This window comes from Mesorhizobium sp. M0968 (genome assembly GCF_040319065.1).
In the GTDB taxonomy this organism is placed as follows: domain Bacteria; phylum Pseudomonadota; class Alphaproteobacteria; order Rhizobiales; family Rhizobiaceae; genus Mesorhizobium.
In genome coordinates, this window is the sequence record NZ_JAMYNL010000043.1 from 1 (window position 1) to 14,111 (window position 14,111).

The following is a 14,111-nucleotide window of genomic DNA, read 5'->3' on the forward strand; positions in this document are numbered from 1 at the left end:
GTTCTTCCTGGAAGTCATAGAGCTGAGGCGCCAGCCAATGTGCCGCCAGAGATGTTGAAGCGGCAAAGGTGATGTACTGCGTTCCACGCCCTGAAATGGCTTCGAGCCTTTGCTCCAGCCGGCGGAAACTGAGACGCACCTCGTCGTAAAGCTGCCTACCTGCTTCCGTTAGCTGCACTCCGCGGTTGTCGCGCACGAAGAGCGCGGTCCCGCAATGCCTCTCAAACATCTTGATCGAGTGCGAGACGCTCGGCTGCGTGACATTGAGCTCGCTCGCCGCCCTCTTGAAACTCAAGGTACGGGCAGCCGCTTCGAAAACGAAGAGCGAATGGGTCGAAGGCACGAGACCGCGAAGCGTAGACATCAAGCAGGTCTATATCAAATGTGATCTTTTCAGTCTACGATCCCTAGAACCGATTCTTTATCGAATCTGGCTCGCGGACGACCCACCCGAAGTAGTCACATCCAGCGAGCTTTCAGTGAATTCCTTGAACAGAGCCGGCCCCAAGAAGCGGATCGTCGTTGACCCGCCTCATACCGAACCGACGATGTGTGGCTGGTACACTGCGTCTGGCCCGGAATTGCCTCCGCAAGAAGGCGACGTTGCTGCGACTGCCTCGTCATCGGCGGCGGCTGGATGGGATTGCACGCGGCTCATCGCTACGCCGAACTCCATCCGGGCTCGTCCGTAATCCTAGTGGATGCGGGTCGTATCGGAAACAACGCGTCCGGACGCTGCATGGGTTTCGTCATCGACCTTGCCCACAACCCACGCAAGCAGGATTTCGTCGAGGACATCAAGGGGAACAAGGAAGAGCTCTTCGTCAATCGGGAGGGGATTTCCTATATCCGAAACGCCGTGCAGGAACACGGCGTGGATTGCGACTGGGATGCGCAGGGGAAGTACCACAGCGCCGCGACTGGACACGGAGTGCAAGATTTGAGGCGGTTCTCTGAGGCATTGGACACACTCGGGCAGAGCTACAGCTGGGTCGAGACCGACGAAATCCGCGCTATAACCGGCAGCAGGCATTACCTTAAGGCGCTGCATCACCCAGGAACCATTCTCCTTCAGCCCGCGAAATATCTCAAAAACGCGACCAGGAGGCTGCCTGGGAACGTTACCGTTCACGAAAATACCCCCGTCGTTGCCGTACGGTTTGGACAGCCCAAGCATGTTTTCGAAACGCCAAAGGGAACGATCAGGGCGCCGAAGGTCATCATCTGCGCGTCGGGGTACCTCACGAGGTTCGGATTCTTCAGAAACCGCGCAATCCCACTTTACACTTTTGCCAGCATGACCAGGCAGCTCACAGATAACGAACTTTCTCAGGTGGGAAATAAGCCAGCCCACGGCCTGATTCCAGCGAACAGCTTCGGCACGACAGTTCGTCGGACGGTCGATAACCGCCTTTTCCTTCGCAACGTCTATTCCTATGCCACTGACTTCAAGACGATCGCGGCGGGACGTTATGAGGGCAAGGGTGCAGCAGCAGATTGCGTTCGACCGACGCTGGCCAGGGCTTTCGTCAATAGGCTTTGAAGCCAGTTGGGGTGGTCTTCTTACGCTTGCGCAAAACGGCGGAATGATCTTCGGCGAGTTGGACCGCAATGTCTACGGCGCGGCATTCTGCAACGGGACGGGTGTTGCTCGGGGAGCTGCTTTCGGCAAGGCCGTCGCCGAGCTGGCGGCCGGTCGATCGTCGCCCGTGATAGATATCCTGAAAACGCGAGCGATCCCAAGTAAGCCCTACCCGACGGCTATTACTGCGATGGGCGTACGCGCTGTGACCGCGTTCCGTTTTAGACAGGCCGGTGCTGAGGTTTAGATCACCCAGGTGGGATATTTGGAAGCAAGCTTTTCGCGTGCCACCTCAACATTGGCTACTCGGGTAATTTGGATAGCAAGCGGTGGCATTATTATCCTCTGAGGCTTAAGGGTTCGCAAGGCAATGCGGGTTCTTCTTTGCCAGCTTCCAACGACCCCGACATAAGATCCGTTTATAACGCCGAACAATCTTTTTGTAGTTCAGCGACTTCTAAACCTTTGCGTACGTTTGCCTTAGCCTTTCCGGCCGTTCACGGATGGACGGGCACGTGTTGGCGACGGCGGGTATGGATATTGCAGCATGCCTCCGTGTTCATCGGCAACATTGCTTGAGGCCCATCTGGCAAAACAGCGCGTTGGCCATCGGGCGGCAAACCTATGCCTAAAATATTCGACAGGCTCGCCGAAGAGACGAAGATGGGTGGAATGGATCGGCGCGAGTTCCTGGCGCTCGTCTCCATCTTTGGTGCCTCGACAGCCGTCGCGTACTCTATGCTTGGAGCCTTTCCGGCGGCGCATGCCGCAGAGACTGGAAAAAAAGGTGGAACGTTACGAATTGCGATGCGCGTCGATGGTGCCAAAGATCCTCGTGTAAGTGATTATCCGGAAATTGGAAACATTTCTCGGCAATTCCTTGACCCTTTGGTCAAGTACACCAGCAAATTCACTTTCGAACCTTGGTTGTTGCAAAGCTGGGAAGTCAACGACGACGCGACAGAGCTCCGTAAGGGCGTCAAATGGAACAACGGCGACGATTTTACCGCAGATGATGTGCTGTTCAACCTGCGGCGTTGGTGCGAAAAGGATGTGCCCGGCAACTCCATGGCCGCGCGCTTGGCCACGCTGATCGATGAGAAGACAGGCAAGGCGAAAGAAGGCGCGATAACAAAGGTCGACGATCATACGATTAAGTTGGCGCTGTCAAAGCCTGACGTCACAATCATCGCGGGCTTTGCCGATTACCCCGCCTTGGTTGTCCACCGTGATTTCGAAAAGAACGGCTCGAATTTGGTCACGCATCCCGTTGGTACCGGCCCGTTTGAACTGGTGTCGTGGGACGTTGGCCAAAAGGCTGTCCTGAAGCGTCGGACAAACGGAACATGGTGGGGCGGTGAACCATACTTGGACGAGGTTCAATTCATTGATTACGGAACCGACCCATCTCTTCTTCAGAGCGCCTTCGAGTCAAATGAGATTGACGCAAACTACCAGACGTTCGCGAACGATATCGACGCTTGCGACGAACTCGGTCTCGTTAAATCGGAGGCCAAGACGGCGACAACAATTGTCTGCCGAACAAAGGTTACTGCTAAGCCATATGATGACCAGCGAGTTCGCAATGCCCTGCAACTTGCCGTGGACAATGCCACTATCCTCCAAATTGGCTACAATGGCCGCGGTACCGTCGCCGCCAACTACCATGTAGCACCGATACACCCGGAGTACTATCCGCTCCCGGAAAAGAAGCGAGATGTACAGGCTGCAAAGCACCTGATGACAGAAGCCGGCCAGATGGACTTTGAACACGAAATTTTCGGTCCCGACGTCGAATGGCTGAAAGATTCGGCTGATGCAATTGCGCAGCAGCTCCGCGATGCCGGCTTCAAGGTGAAGCGGACAGTTTTGCCCAGCAGCACTTTCTACAATGACTGGATGAAATACCCCCTTTCAGCCACGAACTGGAATATGCGTCCGCTCGGCGTCCAGGTCTTGGCGCTCGCCTATCGAAGTGGCGCTGAATGGAACGAGTCGTCCTGGTCCAACCCGGAGTTTGACAAGCTACTGGATCAGGCGTTGACGGTGCCGGACCCAGAGAAGCGAAAGGCACTCATGAAGGACATCGAAACACTGTTGCAGGATTCCGGCGTCCTCATTCAGCCCTATTGGCTTTCCGTGTTTCATCATTCGACTAAGCAGGTTAAAGGCTACGAGATGCATCCAACGTTCGATGTCGACCTGGGTAAGGTTTGGATCGACCAAACCGGTTGAGCTTCATAGCTACCTACAGAATCCGGGCGGCTTGCCGAAAGTGCGGAGCCGCCCGAATTCCCAGCTGGCAGGCCGACTTTTTTGGGCTGCTCATTCGGCCCTCTCGGTTCCAGTCCCCCGAAGATGGCGGCAAACACCATCTGATCCTAGCTTCCGTGGCAGGCTGTGTCGATTTCGCCGGACAAACTCGCGGGTTCCCAGTTTGGCAAGCTCGCGGCGATTTTCGAAGATGTGATATCGGCTTTTCCCCCTTCGCGGAACGAGGACATAGTTTGATTTTTACTGCCGACGCACCTTGCCGGGTGTCCGCCGACGGAATGAAATCGCATGACGTTGATACAACACTCCAGCAATCTCTGGGAATTTCGCGATACGTGCAACGTATACATCTTGAAAGATGGTAGTGATGCCCTGCTGATCGACACAGGTTCCGGTGCTGTCCTGCGACACCTCGCTGACATCGGGATCGACCGAGTTGATTGGGTCTTACACACACATCACCACCGGGACCAGTGCTGGGGAACGAAGAGCGTTCAGAAGGCAGGCGCAAAGGTTGCTGTTCCAGAATTTGAGAGGCACCTGTTCGATAATGTTGAAGCTTACTGGAGGTCAAGGGGAATTTACGACAACTACAACAATAGGAACACTTTTTTTACGTTAAACGAAGACATCGATGTAGATGCCGTCCTCGACGACTACAGTACTTTTGTCTGGAGGAACTATGAAATACTTATTATCCCTGCCAAAGGTCACACCTACGGCATGATCAGTCTGGTCACGCACATAGATGGTCAGAAGGTTGCCTTTACCCCTTTACCGGAGATTTGATGACCACCGGCGGGACTCTCTATCAACTGCACGCAATGGAGTATGCCTACGGCGATCTGCTCGGCGTCGAATTCACGATGCAATCCCTCCTTGCCCTGAAGAGGGAGAACGTCTCGATCGCCTATCCCTCCCATGGAGTGGCCATCAGCGATGTCAGAGCGAATATCGAGGAGCTTGCACCAAAGCTGGAACAACTTGCGAATATCGGCCGGCTTTTCACATCCGGATGGAATACAGGGTTCGCGGATTAGAAGACTTTACGCGAAAGTAAACTTGACAGAATTTCGGATCACCTGCTGTGGGCAGGCCCATACACCTGCTCGAATTTCTACGTCGTGCTTAGTGGAAGCGGGCACGCGATGTTGGTTGACTATGGATTGTCCTCGCCAGGGCATCTGCATTTCGGCAATGATCACGGTGCCATGCAAGCTCTTCGTTTTGTTGAGCATCATATTGACCAGCTCCGGAACGATTACGGAGTGCAACAGATCGAGCTAGTCGTTCCCACTCACATCAATGACGACCATATCTGCGGGATTCCGTTTCTTCAGCGGAAGTTCGGCACGCAATGCTGGGCGCTCGACTGTGTCGCCGAAGTCATTGCGAACCCATCTGTGTGGGCCAGCACGCCATGCTGTTATCATAAACCTATTAAAGTGCAGAGGGTACTGCGCGATGAAGAGACTTTCCACTGGAGAGGATTTGACTTCCAGATCCACTACGCACCAGGTCAAACCGAATTCCATTCGATGATCTTGGCTCAGATTGACGGAAGGAGAGTGCTATTTAGCGGTGACAACGTCGCCCGGTGCAATCCGGGCATTGGAGGAATTGATCGCGACATTCCTGTCCAGCTGACGGTGATGCGCAATAGCTTTCAATTGGAAATGCATCGTCGTTGCGCCAACGTGTTGCGGGCTACGAGACCTGATCTCCTGTGCCCCGGCCACGGCCCTCTGATTGAAATGAGTCAGTCCGAGATCGCAGAGTATGCGGGCTATGTCCAGCGGAAGGAAGCAGCTTTTCGCGACGTGGTGAGCGAGCCCGCGAACCATTTTATCGATCTTTTTTGGGTGCGGATGCTGCCATATGTTTCAGAAACTAGCACGGGCAGCGAAGTCACATACACGGTAAGAATCCGAAACAACTTAAATCGCTCCGCCGTCTATGAAGCTCGCCTATTACCGGCATTTTGTTGGCGCCCGAAACCCGAAGTGCAAAGCATAACGCTTGCGCCGGGACAGCAAGGCGAAATATACCTCCGGGCAACAGCACCATCGAGTGCCGATCCAGCGCGGAGGGTGTTGCTTGCCGAGATCTTTGTTGATGGCGTGCCGCAGGGGCCTATCTGTGAAGCCCTCGTGACAACTAGCGCGCGCGCAACGTCATGAATCCGGTTGCCGAGCGATCGTCGAGAGAAAGGCCTCGAGACTGCCATCTTCAGAAGATTCCATCATTTCCCTGCTCACCCTTGAAGCCCGTGAACCCGACTGGCTTGACGTTTCTCAGCGGCGAAACTGCTCCCGATGCAAGGACACCTTCTTGGTGGATCGAAGAACTCGCTCATGTTTGCCACCAGCGCTTGGCGCCGCCGCTCATATCCTGCAAATGGAGGCGAGAGCCACTCAAGGCGTTTGGCTTGACGGTCCAACGCGTCGAATTCTCCGCGGAGAGAAAGATCAAAGAGCTCGTATGGTCTTTCTTGTTTTGGTTCAAGCCGCCGAGCCTGGTGCCCGACAGTGCAGAACTGAGCGAGGAACACGCCCCGCCCAGCAAAATCGTTCAGCTCTACCTATAATTCACAACAGCTTCCCTGGGATTGGAAGGCTGCGAAACATGCGCAGAAGCTTCTGCAGGTTCGGGCTGTGATGCCCGAACGGTGCACGCCGGAACTTGCCAGTCCAAGTGCCTCCGAGGGATTTGCAAAGTTCATGAGTTTTCACCTGGCCTGAGCTGCTGCTTTTGCAGGAGCAAGCTCGCTCTCGAGGGCGACGTCGATCGATTGGTCGATGATGCCCAGGGCTTCATCGACAAGCGCATCCGTCAGCACCAGCGGGACAAGGAAGCGGATGACGTTGAAGTGTCGGCCGGCCGAGGCGAGCAGCAAACCGCGCTTGGCGGCTTCTTTGATCACCTTGGCGGTCAGCGCGCGCGCGGGCTTGCGGGTTTCTCCATCTTCGACCAGTTCGGCGCCGATCATCGAGCCCAGCCCACGGATGTCGCCAATCACCGTGCGGTTTCTCTTCTTCTGAATCCGCTGCAGGCCAGCGGTAAGGCGCTCACCGATCTCTGAGGCGCGGCCAAGCAGGTTCTCCTCCTCCAGCACATCCAGCACGGCCAAGGCCGCCGCACATGCCAACGGATTGCCCGCATAGGTGCCGCCCAGGCCGCCGGCGGCAACGGAATCCATAATCTCCGCTTTGCCGACGATCGCGGCAATCGGGATGCCAGCTGCCAGGCTCTTGGCCATCAGCAGCAAGTCAGGCTCGATGCCGGTATGCTCGATAGCAAACAGGCGGCCGGTTCTGCCCAGCCCGGACTGCACCTCGTCGGCGACGAGAACGATGCCATGCTGGTCGCAAAGGCGCCGGATACCTGCCATGAACGCAACGGGCGCGGGAATGAAGCCGCCTTCACCCAGAAGCGGCTCGATGACGATCGCCGCGACCGCACTCGCCTCGATCTCGGATTCGAACAGCGTGTCCAAGGCCGCAAGGCAGTGCTCGACGCTGACGCCTCGATAGAGATCCGGATAAGGCGCGCGATAGATGTTGCCCGGGAACGGTCCGAAGGACTGCTTGTATGGATTGACCTTTCCCGTCATTGCCATCGTCAGCAGCGTGCGGCCATGAAATGCACCGCCAAAGACAATGATGCCGCGCCGCTTGGTGTGGGCGCGGGCAATCTTGACGGCATTCTCGACGGCCTCTGCACCGGTGGTGACGAGCAGGGTCTTGGCTCGTCCGCCGACCTTGCAACGCTCGTTCAGCCGCTCAGCTACGGCAAGGTAACTCTCATACGGAGCGGTGCCGAAGAAGGTGTGGCTGAATTTTGTAAGCTGGGCCTGGATGGCCGCGACGACCTTGGGATGCGAGTGTCCGACCGCGAGAGCGCCCATTCCACTCAGAAAGTCGATATATCGCCGTCCTTCAACATCCCAGATCTCTGCACCTTGAGCCCGCTCGACATACATTGGAAAGGGCGGAGAGACCGATGCCGCAACAGCAGCATTCCGGCGCTCGTCCAAAGCAACATTCGACACCATTTAATTACCTCCTGTTAGATTCGCATCGAGACACGCCAGAAAACCACGCCTTATTCGCCAAAGCTTCGCGGGATCCAAGGATCATCGCTAGATCGGATGATAAGTTCTGCAAGAGCAGGGTCTCCAACCGACTATAGAGACGAGCGGACTGGGCGAAAACAGCCAAAAATTTCTACTGGCTCTAAATCCAGCTTATGCCGAATCAACGTTGCGAGTCCTGAGAGAGCGACCATTAGCCGGCAGCACGATACGTCCACGAAAATCCTCACTGACCTAGCCATGCGCTCTCACGATCTGCCCCCAGGTTATGAAGAAGCTAGCACCCCGCGTCCTGCGTCGGGCTGTGGTTGCCATCGTCGTGCATATCCGGGTTCATAGATCAGCTAACAATGGACGAACCTTAGCACCAGAAGTCGGCCGGCGCGAATGACACCTGGTTCCTGGTGACGTCATAGGCTGGCAGGGCAGGAGAGGCCAGTTTATATCCAGCCGGCTGGGTGCAAGATGGGATGTGAGTCGGCGGCATCGGCCGACTCAAAATCACAGGCGGAGCTCTTCGGACTGGGCGAGAAACCAGTCTACCAATATCTTGCAGCGCTTGTTCTTGCTTCCGCAGTCCCGGCCGCCAAACTACCCGATCCTTCTCAAACAATCCTTGGGCAAAACGGAGGTGAAGGCCTCGGCCCCACCTACGCGGTGGAAAGGACGATAAGCTGATCCGAGCAATCGAAGAACGCGATCGACATTTGCTCGTCCATTGCCCCCTCCAAGCAAGATTTCTGCGCAAGCGGTATGTCGTTCACACCTTGTGACTGCGTCTGCAGTTTCGTGCCCTCTACTGAACCACATAAGATGAGTTTATATCGCTCCACAATTTTTTCATGGTTCAGGCGGGTGTGATGATCGCATAAGTTTTATGGGCGCGCCCGTTCAGCGCAAGCGGCAACCGACATGGAATTTCTGCCCCATGTCGAAACAATAACATCAGCGCCGGGGAGCGGCAGCCCTCGGAAAGGCGCGGAACTCGAGAAGCAGACGCAAATCAGAGGTTCCCTCTGTGAGCGCCTCAAAACGGAACTGAACCGAGTTGGTGAGTTATCGTCGGGAACCAACCACAATTCTTCGGAGATTCAACAATGGGATTTTTCAACAGGACGGGCAAGCCTATGCCCAAAGTATTCGAAACGTTCGCCCAAGAGGCAAAGACGGGTGGGATGGACCGGCGCGAATTCCTTGCGCTCGCCTCTATGTTTGGTGCCTCGACTGCCGTGGCGTACTCTATGCTTGGGGCCGTTCCGGCGGCACATGCTGAAGAAGTCGGAAAAAAAGGCGGAACTCTACGGATCGCTATGCGTGTTGTTGGTGCTAAAGATCCTCGCGTAAGCGACAATCCGGCTCTAGGTAACGTTTGTCGCCAGTTCTTGGATCCGTTGGTCCGGTACACCGACAAATACACTTTCGAGCCTGCGTTGCTGGAAAACTGGGAGGTTAGTGATGACGCGACCACGTATGTCCTGCATGTACGGAAGGGTGTCAAATGGAACAACGGTGATGATTTCAGTGCAGATGATGTGGCCTTCAACTTGCTCCGCTGGTGCGAAAAGGACGTGCCCGGAAATTCGATGGCCAATCGTCTAAAAGCGCTCATTGACGAAAAAACAGGCAAGGCGAGGGAAGGCGCTATCACAAAGATCGACCAGTACACGATAAAACTTACGTTGTGGAAACCCGATGTGACCATCATCGCGAGCTTCGCCGACTACCCCGCGTTGGTGGTCCACCGCGAATTCGAAAAGAACGGCTCGAACTTAGTTACCCATCCCATTGGCACCGGTCCCTTCGAACTGACGTCGTGGGACGTAGGGCAGAAGGTCGTCCTGAAGCGTCGGACAAATGGAAAGTGGTGGGATGATGAACCATACTTGGACGAAGTCCACTTCATCGACTATGGCTATGACACTTCCGCTCTCCAGAGCGCGTTCGAATCAGGCGAGATCGATGCGAATTATGAATCCTCCCCAAACGATATAGTCATTCTTGACAAATTAGGTTTGGTTAGGTCTGAGGCGAAGACATCCACGACCATCGTGTGCCGCACAAAAGTTACAAGCAAGCCCTACGACGACCAGCGGGTGCGCAACGCGCTGCAGCTGGCCGTCGACAATAGCACCGTGCTGGAAATCGGCTACAATGGCCATGGCACGGTTGCCGCCAATTATCATGTGGCTCCAATACATCCCGAGTTTTACCCGGTTCCCGAAAAGAAGCGAGATATCCAGGCGGCAAAGCGATTGATGGCCGACGCGGGTCAGACTGAGTTCGAGCACGAGATTATCGGTCCGGACGTCGATTGGCTGAAGGATTCTGCCGATTCAATTGCTCAGCAACTCCGTGAGGCGGGCTTCAAGGTGAAGCGAACAGTTCTGCCTGGCGCCACATTCTATAACGATTGGATGAAATACCCCCTTTCGGCCACAAACTGGAACATGCGGCCGCTTGGCGTTCAGGTCCTAGCACTGGCCTATCGAAGTGATGCTGCATGGAACGAATCATCATGGTCGAACCCTGAATTCGACAAGCTACTAGACCAAGCATTGAGGGTACCAGACCCAGAAAAGCGCAAGGTGGTCATGAAGGATATTGAAACACTATTGCAAGAGTCTGGAATTCTTATTCAACCTTATTGGACATCGGTGTTCCATCATTCGACCAAGCAGGTAAAAAATTTCGTGATGCATCCAACATACGATATCAACCTTGGTAAGGTCTGGCTCGATCAGACTGGCTGAATTCAATAGTCAGAACTAGGCACTCGAGCGGCTCGGCAAATCACACGAAGCCGCTCGAGTTAGTAGCGCGGTTGCTCGCCCGTCCTTCCATCTCCGAGTATTGCTGATGAAGACGGGGCGGGGTAGATTTCGCCGACCACCCTCTTGCAGCTTGGTACGCGTCCAACGGCGGCCGCCTTGCCGACGAACGGATTTCTAGCTGACGGTCGGTATGGATATCGCTACTGACTGTCGCCAAGTCTCTCGGCTCGAGATTGTTGACACTGGCCGCCGGCGCCGCTGGTCGGAGAAGGAGAAGTTGCGGATTGTCGAGGAGGAGCTATTCGGCTCCGCGGCCGGCATCCGCGATAGCGCGGCGTCACGGGATTTCCAATCCGCCGCTGTTTGCCTGGCGCAAGGCGTATCGCGAGGGACGACTTGGCGAAGGTGGCGGCTGCGGTTTCGTGTCGGCGATGATCGTGCCGGAGCAGCCAAACAAGGCTCCAGAACCATCTGGCAGGCGCATGGAAGTGGTGAGCGTGAATGGCCGCAGGATCATCGTCGAGCCCGACGTGGACGTGGAAGCGCTGCTTCGGATCATGCGCGGCCTGGAAACGCTGCGATGATCCCGATTCCGGCGGGGGTGCGGGTGTGGTTGGCGACGGGACACACCGACATGCGCTGCGGCTTTCCGAAACTTGCTCTACGCGTGCAGGAGATCTTGAAGAGGGATCCGCTGAGCGGCCATATTTTTTGCCTTTCGCGGCAAAAGAGGCGATCTCCTGAAGATCATTTGGCATGATGGGCAAGGATCGTGCCTGCAGTTGAGCTATCTCCTGTCCGGGATCGATTGGCGCAACCCTCAGGAAACATGGCCGACCGACGCGGGTCGGATAGCATTTACACTTTGAAATTGCAGGCAAAATCTGATTCACTGGCCTCATGACGTTGACGCCGGATGATCTTCCTTCGGACCTCGCGAGCCCTGGCGGCGCTGCCAAGGCGCAAGCCATGCTGTCCGACACCGAGGCGCGGATTGCGCATCTCAAGCTGCGCATCGAAAAGCTGAAACGCGAACTGTATGGGCAGCGCTCCGAGCGCACGGCGCGGCTGATCGAACAGTTGGAATTGCACTTGAAGACCTTGTGACGTCGGCGACCGAGGATCAGCTTGCCGCGGCCGCCGCGGCGGCGAAGACCCAGAGCGTGCGTTCCTTCACGCGCAAGCGACCAGTGCGCAAGCCCTGGCCGGAGAATATCGAACGCGAGCGCGTCTTCATCGAGCCTCCCGCCGCCTGCGCCTGCTGCGGCGGATTGCGGCTGTCGAAGCTGGGCGAGGATGTGACCGAGACGCTGGAGGAGATCCCGCGCCGATTCAAACTGATCGAAACGGTGCGCGAAAAGTTTACGTGCCGGGATTGCGAGGCGATCAGCCAGCCGCCGGCGCCGTTCCATGCTACGCCACGCGGCTTCATCGGTCCGCAGCTGCTGGCGACGATCCTGTTCGACAAGTTCGGCATGCACATTCCGCTCAACCGTCCGCAGCACACCAACCCAGGCCAGATGTAGCGCGACAATCTGGGAGAGAGGTCGCATTGATTGCCGCGCCGCAGAGGGGGCGGCTTCGTCGGAATTGGCAGATTCGAAAGCAGCGGAGACGCTAGGCAGAGGCTTGTACTCCCAGAATGCCACGCTGATGCTCTCGCACCAGCCGCGGCGACGTAAATCTGACTTGCTCGGGGAGCGGAGACTCGGCAATCATTGGCTCGTCGCTTGGCGTTTGCCTGAAGCAAGCCGAAGAGCCCCGGACGGTGCTCACTGTAAGGCTTATTTGTTGGAGCGGTACGCTTTTGACGTATCGATGTTGACTCCGCGAGTGCGCACTAAGAAAGCGATCGCTCCGGCGATCGACCAGATATCGATTTTAGACGACATGCATCGTTCCGCTTAACGCGTCGCGCTCTCCCGGCGTTGTGTGCACGTGCCATTCGACGCGGTCAGTAAAAAGCTCGAAGACGGCTGTGGCGAGGGTTTGACCGACCTCATCGCCCTGGTTGTCGCAGAAAATCGGGGTAGTCTCGTCGAAGAGCACCGCCTCTGCACCGCGTGCGAGCGCACCTTCCGCGATCATCCGGTCCGACGCCTCCTGCCGTTTGCGGGAAGACAGATGGATCGTCTGCTCTAGGCCTCCAAATTCCTCAAAGGCCAAGTGGTTTGCGTGGGCACGGGCCGAAGTTACCTGCCGAACGGCGCAGCCTGAGGCCGGCGCCTCGATAGAGGCTAGTCGGCCGGTCTTCGCCTCACCGAGATTGTGATGAAAGCCGCTGGCGCGGTCCTTGCGCCTCAGAATTTCGACCGATTCGTCCAAGCTTTTGGCATCTAGGATCGCGCGGCAGATGATCTGTCGTGGCACGCCAGGCTGAAGATCTTGAGGACTGATGTTGTTCACAGTATGGACGATCCCAGCTTCGTTCAGCCCGAACGTGTGTCCCGCCAGCATGCCGGGATAGATGAAGCTGCTCCAAGCCGGCCCCTCGTCGGGCTCGACCTCGATCCAGATACAGGCGCCGAGAAGCTCCGCCGTGCCGTCCTCGTTATGAGCGATTATCGCTGGAGCGTCTCGTTCCGCCGGGATGAGAAGTGTAGTGCAGCCATTGGCGGCGATCGCTTTTGTTACCGGGGAGACGTGCTCCGGAAGCCTTAGGTCCCCCCTGCAGTTCCAGAGGAAGATCGTTTCGAAATCCTGTCCGGCGCCCGCGGCGATTCCCTCGATCTCTCGTACCAAGCGAGGATAGGTTGCGCGGGCTGCGAATTCCAAATTATTCAGATAATCCGATCCGCGCCAGCGGGCGTCCAAGGCTCGAAACTGCTCGCTCCTACAGGTGCGGTCGCGGAAGTGAGCGGCACTGGCCTGACCGAGCTTGAAACCGATGGAGAACGCGTCGCCTGTGGCGCGGATAATGGATATATTGTTTTTTGGCATGTTGGGCCTCTACTTGCTGTGCGTTTTGAGCCTTGGTGCTAATGCGCCGCGCCACGCCGGTTCGCGGCCCGCCTGCCCCTTGTTTCTTGCATGTTCGCTGAAAACACTTGCGGGTCTAACAGTTTTTTCGCATCGATTAATGGCGAATGAGCAATAACAACTCGGCGATCGTCTCGATCGCCGAGTGCGAAGCAGCCTTTAAGGAGCATGACGAAATTTGGGTGACTGGATAGGGTTGGTCAAGCTCGGCTTTGCGGCTTCATTTCGATGACTGATTTTGGCGGCGGTGTGAGCCAAGCCACAAACACATCAACGAACTGCTTGTGCTCCGCGCGCTCCCTTGGATCAACTTCAGATACAGTGGGCTGCCTTGCAGATGGTCACTTGCGTTCTTGCCTGCCTTTGTGATGCCGCCGCGCCGGACTGTCTCCCCGGTTGAGCGATTGGCCCG

General features: G+C 56.4%; 11 protein-coding genes and 2 pseudogenes. 10 read left to right on the forward strand and 3 right to left on the reverse strand.

Annotation, left to right across the window (positions count from 1 at the left end; all coding sequences use genetic code 11):
- Positions 1-364: LysR family transcriptional regulator (locus NKH67_RS31910; protein ID WP_353032729.1), on the reverse strand; the 364-nt coding region annotated here is incomplete at its 3' end.
- Positions 365-637: 273 nt separating this feature from the next.
- On the opposite strand from NKH67_RS31910, the gene NKH67_RS31915 reads away from it, so the two are divergent.
- The 6 genes from NKH67_RS31915 (at position 638) to NKH67_RS31940 (ending at position 6,036) form a co-directional block, all read left to right on the forward strand.
- A complete protein-coding gene (locus NKH67_RS31915; protein WP_353032731.1) occupies positions 638-1,543 on the forward strand; it encodes an NAD(P)/FAD-dependent oxidoreductase in 906 nt (301 codons plus the stop codon).
- Between the two features lie 43 nt (positions 1,544-1,586).
- Positions 1,587-1,829, forward strand: a complete 243-nt coding sequence (locus NKH67_RS31920) for a hypothetical protein (RefSeq protein ID WP_353032733.1) — start codon at positions 1,587-1,589, stop codon at positions 1,827-1,829.
- A gap of 377 nt (positions 1,830-2,206) precedes the next feature.
- Positions 2,207-3,817 (forward strand): ABC transporter substrate-binding protein, encoded by a 1,611-nt coding sequence (locus NKH67_RS31925; RefSeq protein WP_353032735.1) that lies wholly within the window; start codon positions 2,207-2,209, stop codon positions 3,815-3,817.
- 327 nt (positions 3,818-4,144) lie between these two features.
- Positions 4,145-4,645: an MBL fold metallo-hydrolase gene (locus tag NKH67_RS31930; protein ID WP_353032737.1), complete on the forward strand. Its 501-nt coding sequence runs from the start codon at positions 4,145-4,147 to the stop codon at positions 4,643-4,645.
- Positions 4,645-4,896 carry a hypothetical protein gene (locus NKH67_RS31935; protein ID WP_353032739.1) on the forward strand — a complete coding sequence of 84 codons (252 nt, stop codon included), beginning with the start codon at positions 4,645-4,647 and terminating at the stop codon, positions 4,894-4,896. The genes NKH67_RS31930 and NKH67_RS31935 overlap by 1 nt, the downstream gene beginning before the upstream one ends.
- 45 nt (positions 4,897-4,941) lie before the next feature.
- Complete coding sequence (locus NKH67_RS31940; protein ID WP_353032757.1) at positions 4,942-6,036, forward strand: MBL fold metallo-hydrolase; 1,095 nt, start codon at positions 4,942-4,944, stop codon at positions 6,034-6,036.
- Positions 6,037-6,584: 548 nt separating this feature from the next.
- Here NKH67_RS31940 and gabT read toward each other — a convergent pair.
- On the reverse strand, positions 6,585-7,910 hold the full coding sequence (gabT, locus tag NKH67_RS31945; protein WP_353032741.1) for a 4-aminobutyrate--2-oxoglutarate transaminase: 1,326 nt from the start codon (positions 7,908-7,910) through the stop codon (positions 6,585-6,587).
- 1,136 nt (positions 7,911-9,046) lie between these two features.
- On the opposite strand from gabT, the gene NKH67_RS31950 reads away from it, so the two are divergent.
- The 4 genes and pseudogenes from NKH67_RS31950 to NKH67_RS31965 form a co-directional block, all read left to right on the forward strand.
- Positions 9,047-10,699: an ABC transporter substrate-binding protein gene (locus tag NKH67_RS31950; RefSeq protein ID WP_353032743.1), complete on the forward strand. Its 1,653-nt coding sequence runs from the start codon at positions 9,047-9,049 to the stop codon at positions 10,697-10,699.
- 211 nt (positions 10,700-10,910) lie between these two features.
- Positions 10,911-11,304, forward strand: a pseudogene (tnpA, locus tag NKH67_RS31955) (IS66-like element accessory protein TnpA).
- A 50-nt stretch (positions 11,305-11,354) separates the two neighbouring features.
- Positions 11,355-11,480, forward strand: coding sequence for a hypothetical protein (locus NKH67_RS31960; protein ID WP_353032759.1), 126 nt, complete (start codon positions 11,355-11,357; stop codon positions 11,478-11,480).
- Between the two features lie 140 nt (positions 11,481-11,620).
- A pseudogene (locus NKH67_RS31965) lies at positions 11,621-12,216 on the forward strand (transposase domain-containing protein); the annotation flags it as partial.
- A gap of 385 nt (positions 12,217-12,601) precedes the next feature.
- Here the strand turns inward: NKH67_RS31965 and NKH67_RS31970 are convergent.
- Positions 12,602-13,660: a C45 family autoproteolytic acyltransferase/hydrolase gene (locus NKH67_RS31970; protein WP_353032745.1), complete on the reverse strand. Its 1,059-nt coding sequence runs from the start codon at positions 13,658-13,660 to the stop codon at positions 12,602-12,604.
- Positions 13,661-14,111 lie beyond the last annotated feature (451 nt).

Excerpts from the sequence above, each read along its gene's own strand:
- NKH67_RS31935 (WP_353032739.1), top strand. The coding sequence starts at position 4,645 with ATGACCACCGGCGGGACTCTCTATCAACTGCACGCAATGGAGTATGCC.
- NKH67_RS31920 (WP_353032733.1), top strand. The coding sequence starts at position 1,587 with ATGATCTTCGGCGAGTTGGACCGCAATGTCTACGGCGCGGCATTCTGC.
- gabT (WP_353032741.1), bottom strand. The coding sequence starts at position 7,910 with ATGGTGTCGAATGTTGCTTTGGACGAGCGCCGGAATGCTGCTGTTGCG.
- NKH67_RS31930 (WP_353032737.1), top strand. The coding sequence starts at position 4,145 with ATGACGTTGATACAACACTCCAGCAATCTCTGGGAATTTCGCGATACG.
- NKH67_RS31950 (WP_353032743.1), top strand. The coding sequence starts at position 9,047 with ATGGGATTTTTCAACAGGACGGGCAAGCCTATGCCCAAAGTATTCGAA.
- NKH67_RS31925 (WP_353032735.1), top strand. The coding sequence starts at position 2,207 with ATGCCTAAAATATTCGACAGGCTCGCCGAAGAGACGAAGATGGGTGGA.
- NKH67_RS31960 (WP_353032759.1), top strand. The coding sequence starts at position 11,355 with ATGCGCTGCGGCTTTCCGAAACTTGCTCTACGCGTGCAGGAGATCTTG.
- NKH67_RS31915 (WP_353032731.1), top strand. The coding sequence starts at position 638 with ATGGGATTGCACGCGGCTCATCGCTACGCCGAACTCCATCCGGGCTCG.
- NKH67_RS31970 (WP_353032745.1), bottom strand. The coding sequence starts at position 13,660 with ATGCCAAAAAACAATATATCCATTATCCGCGCCACAGGCGACGCGTTC.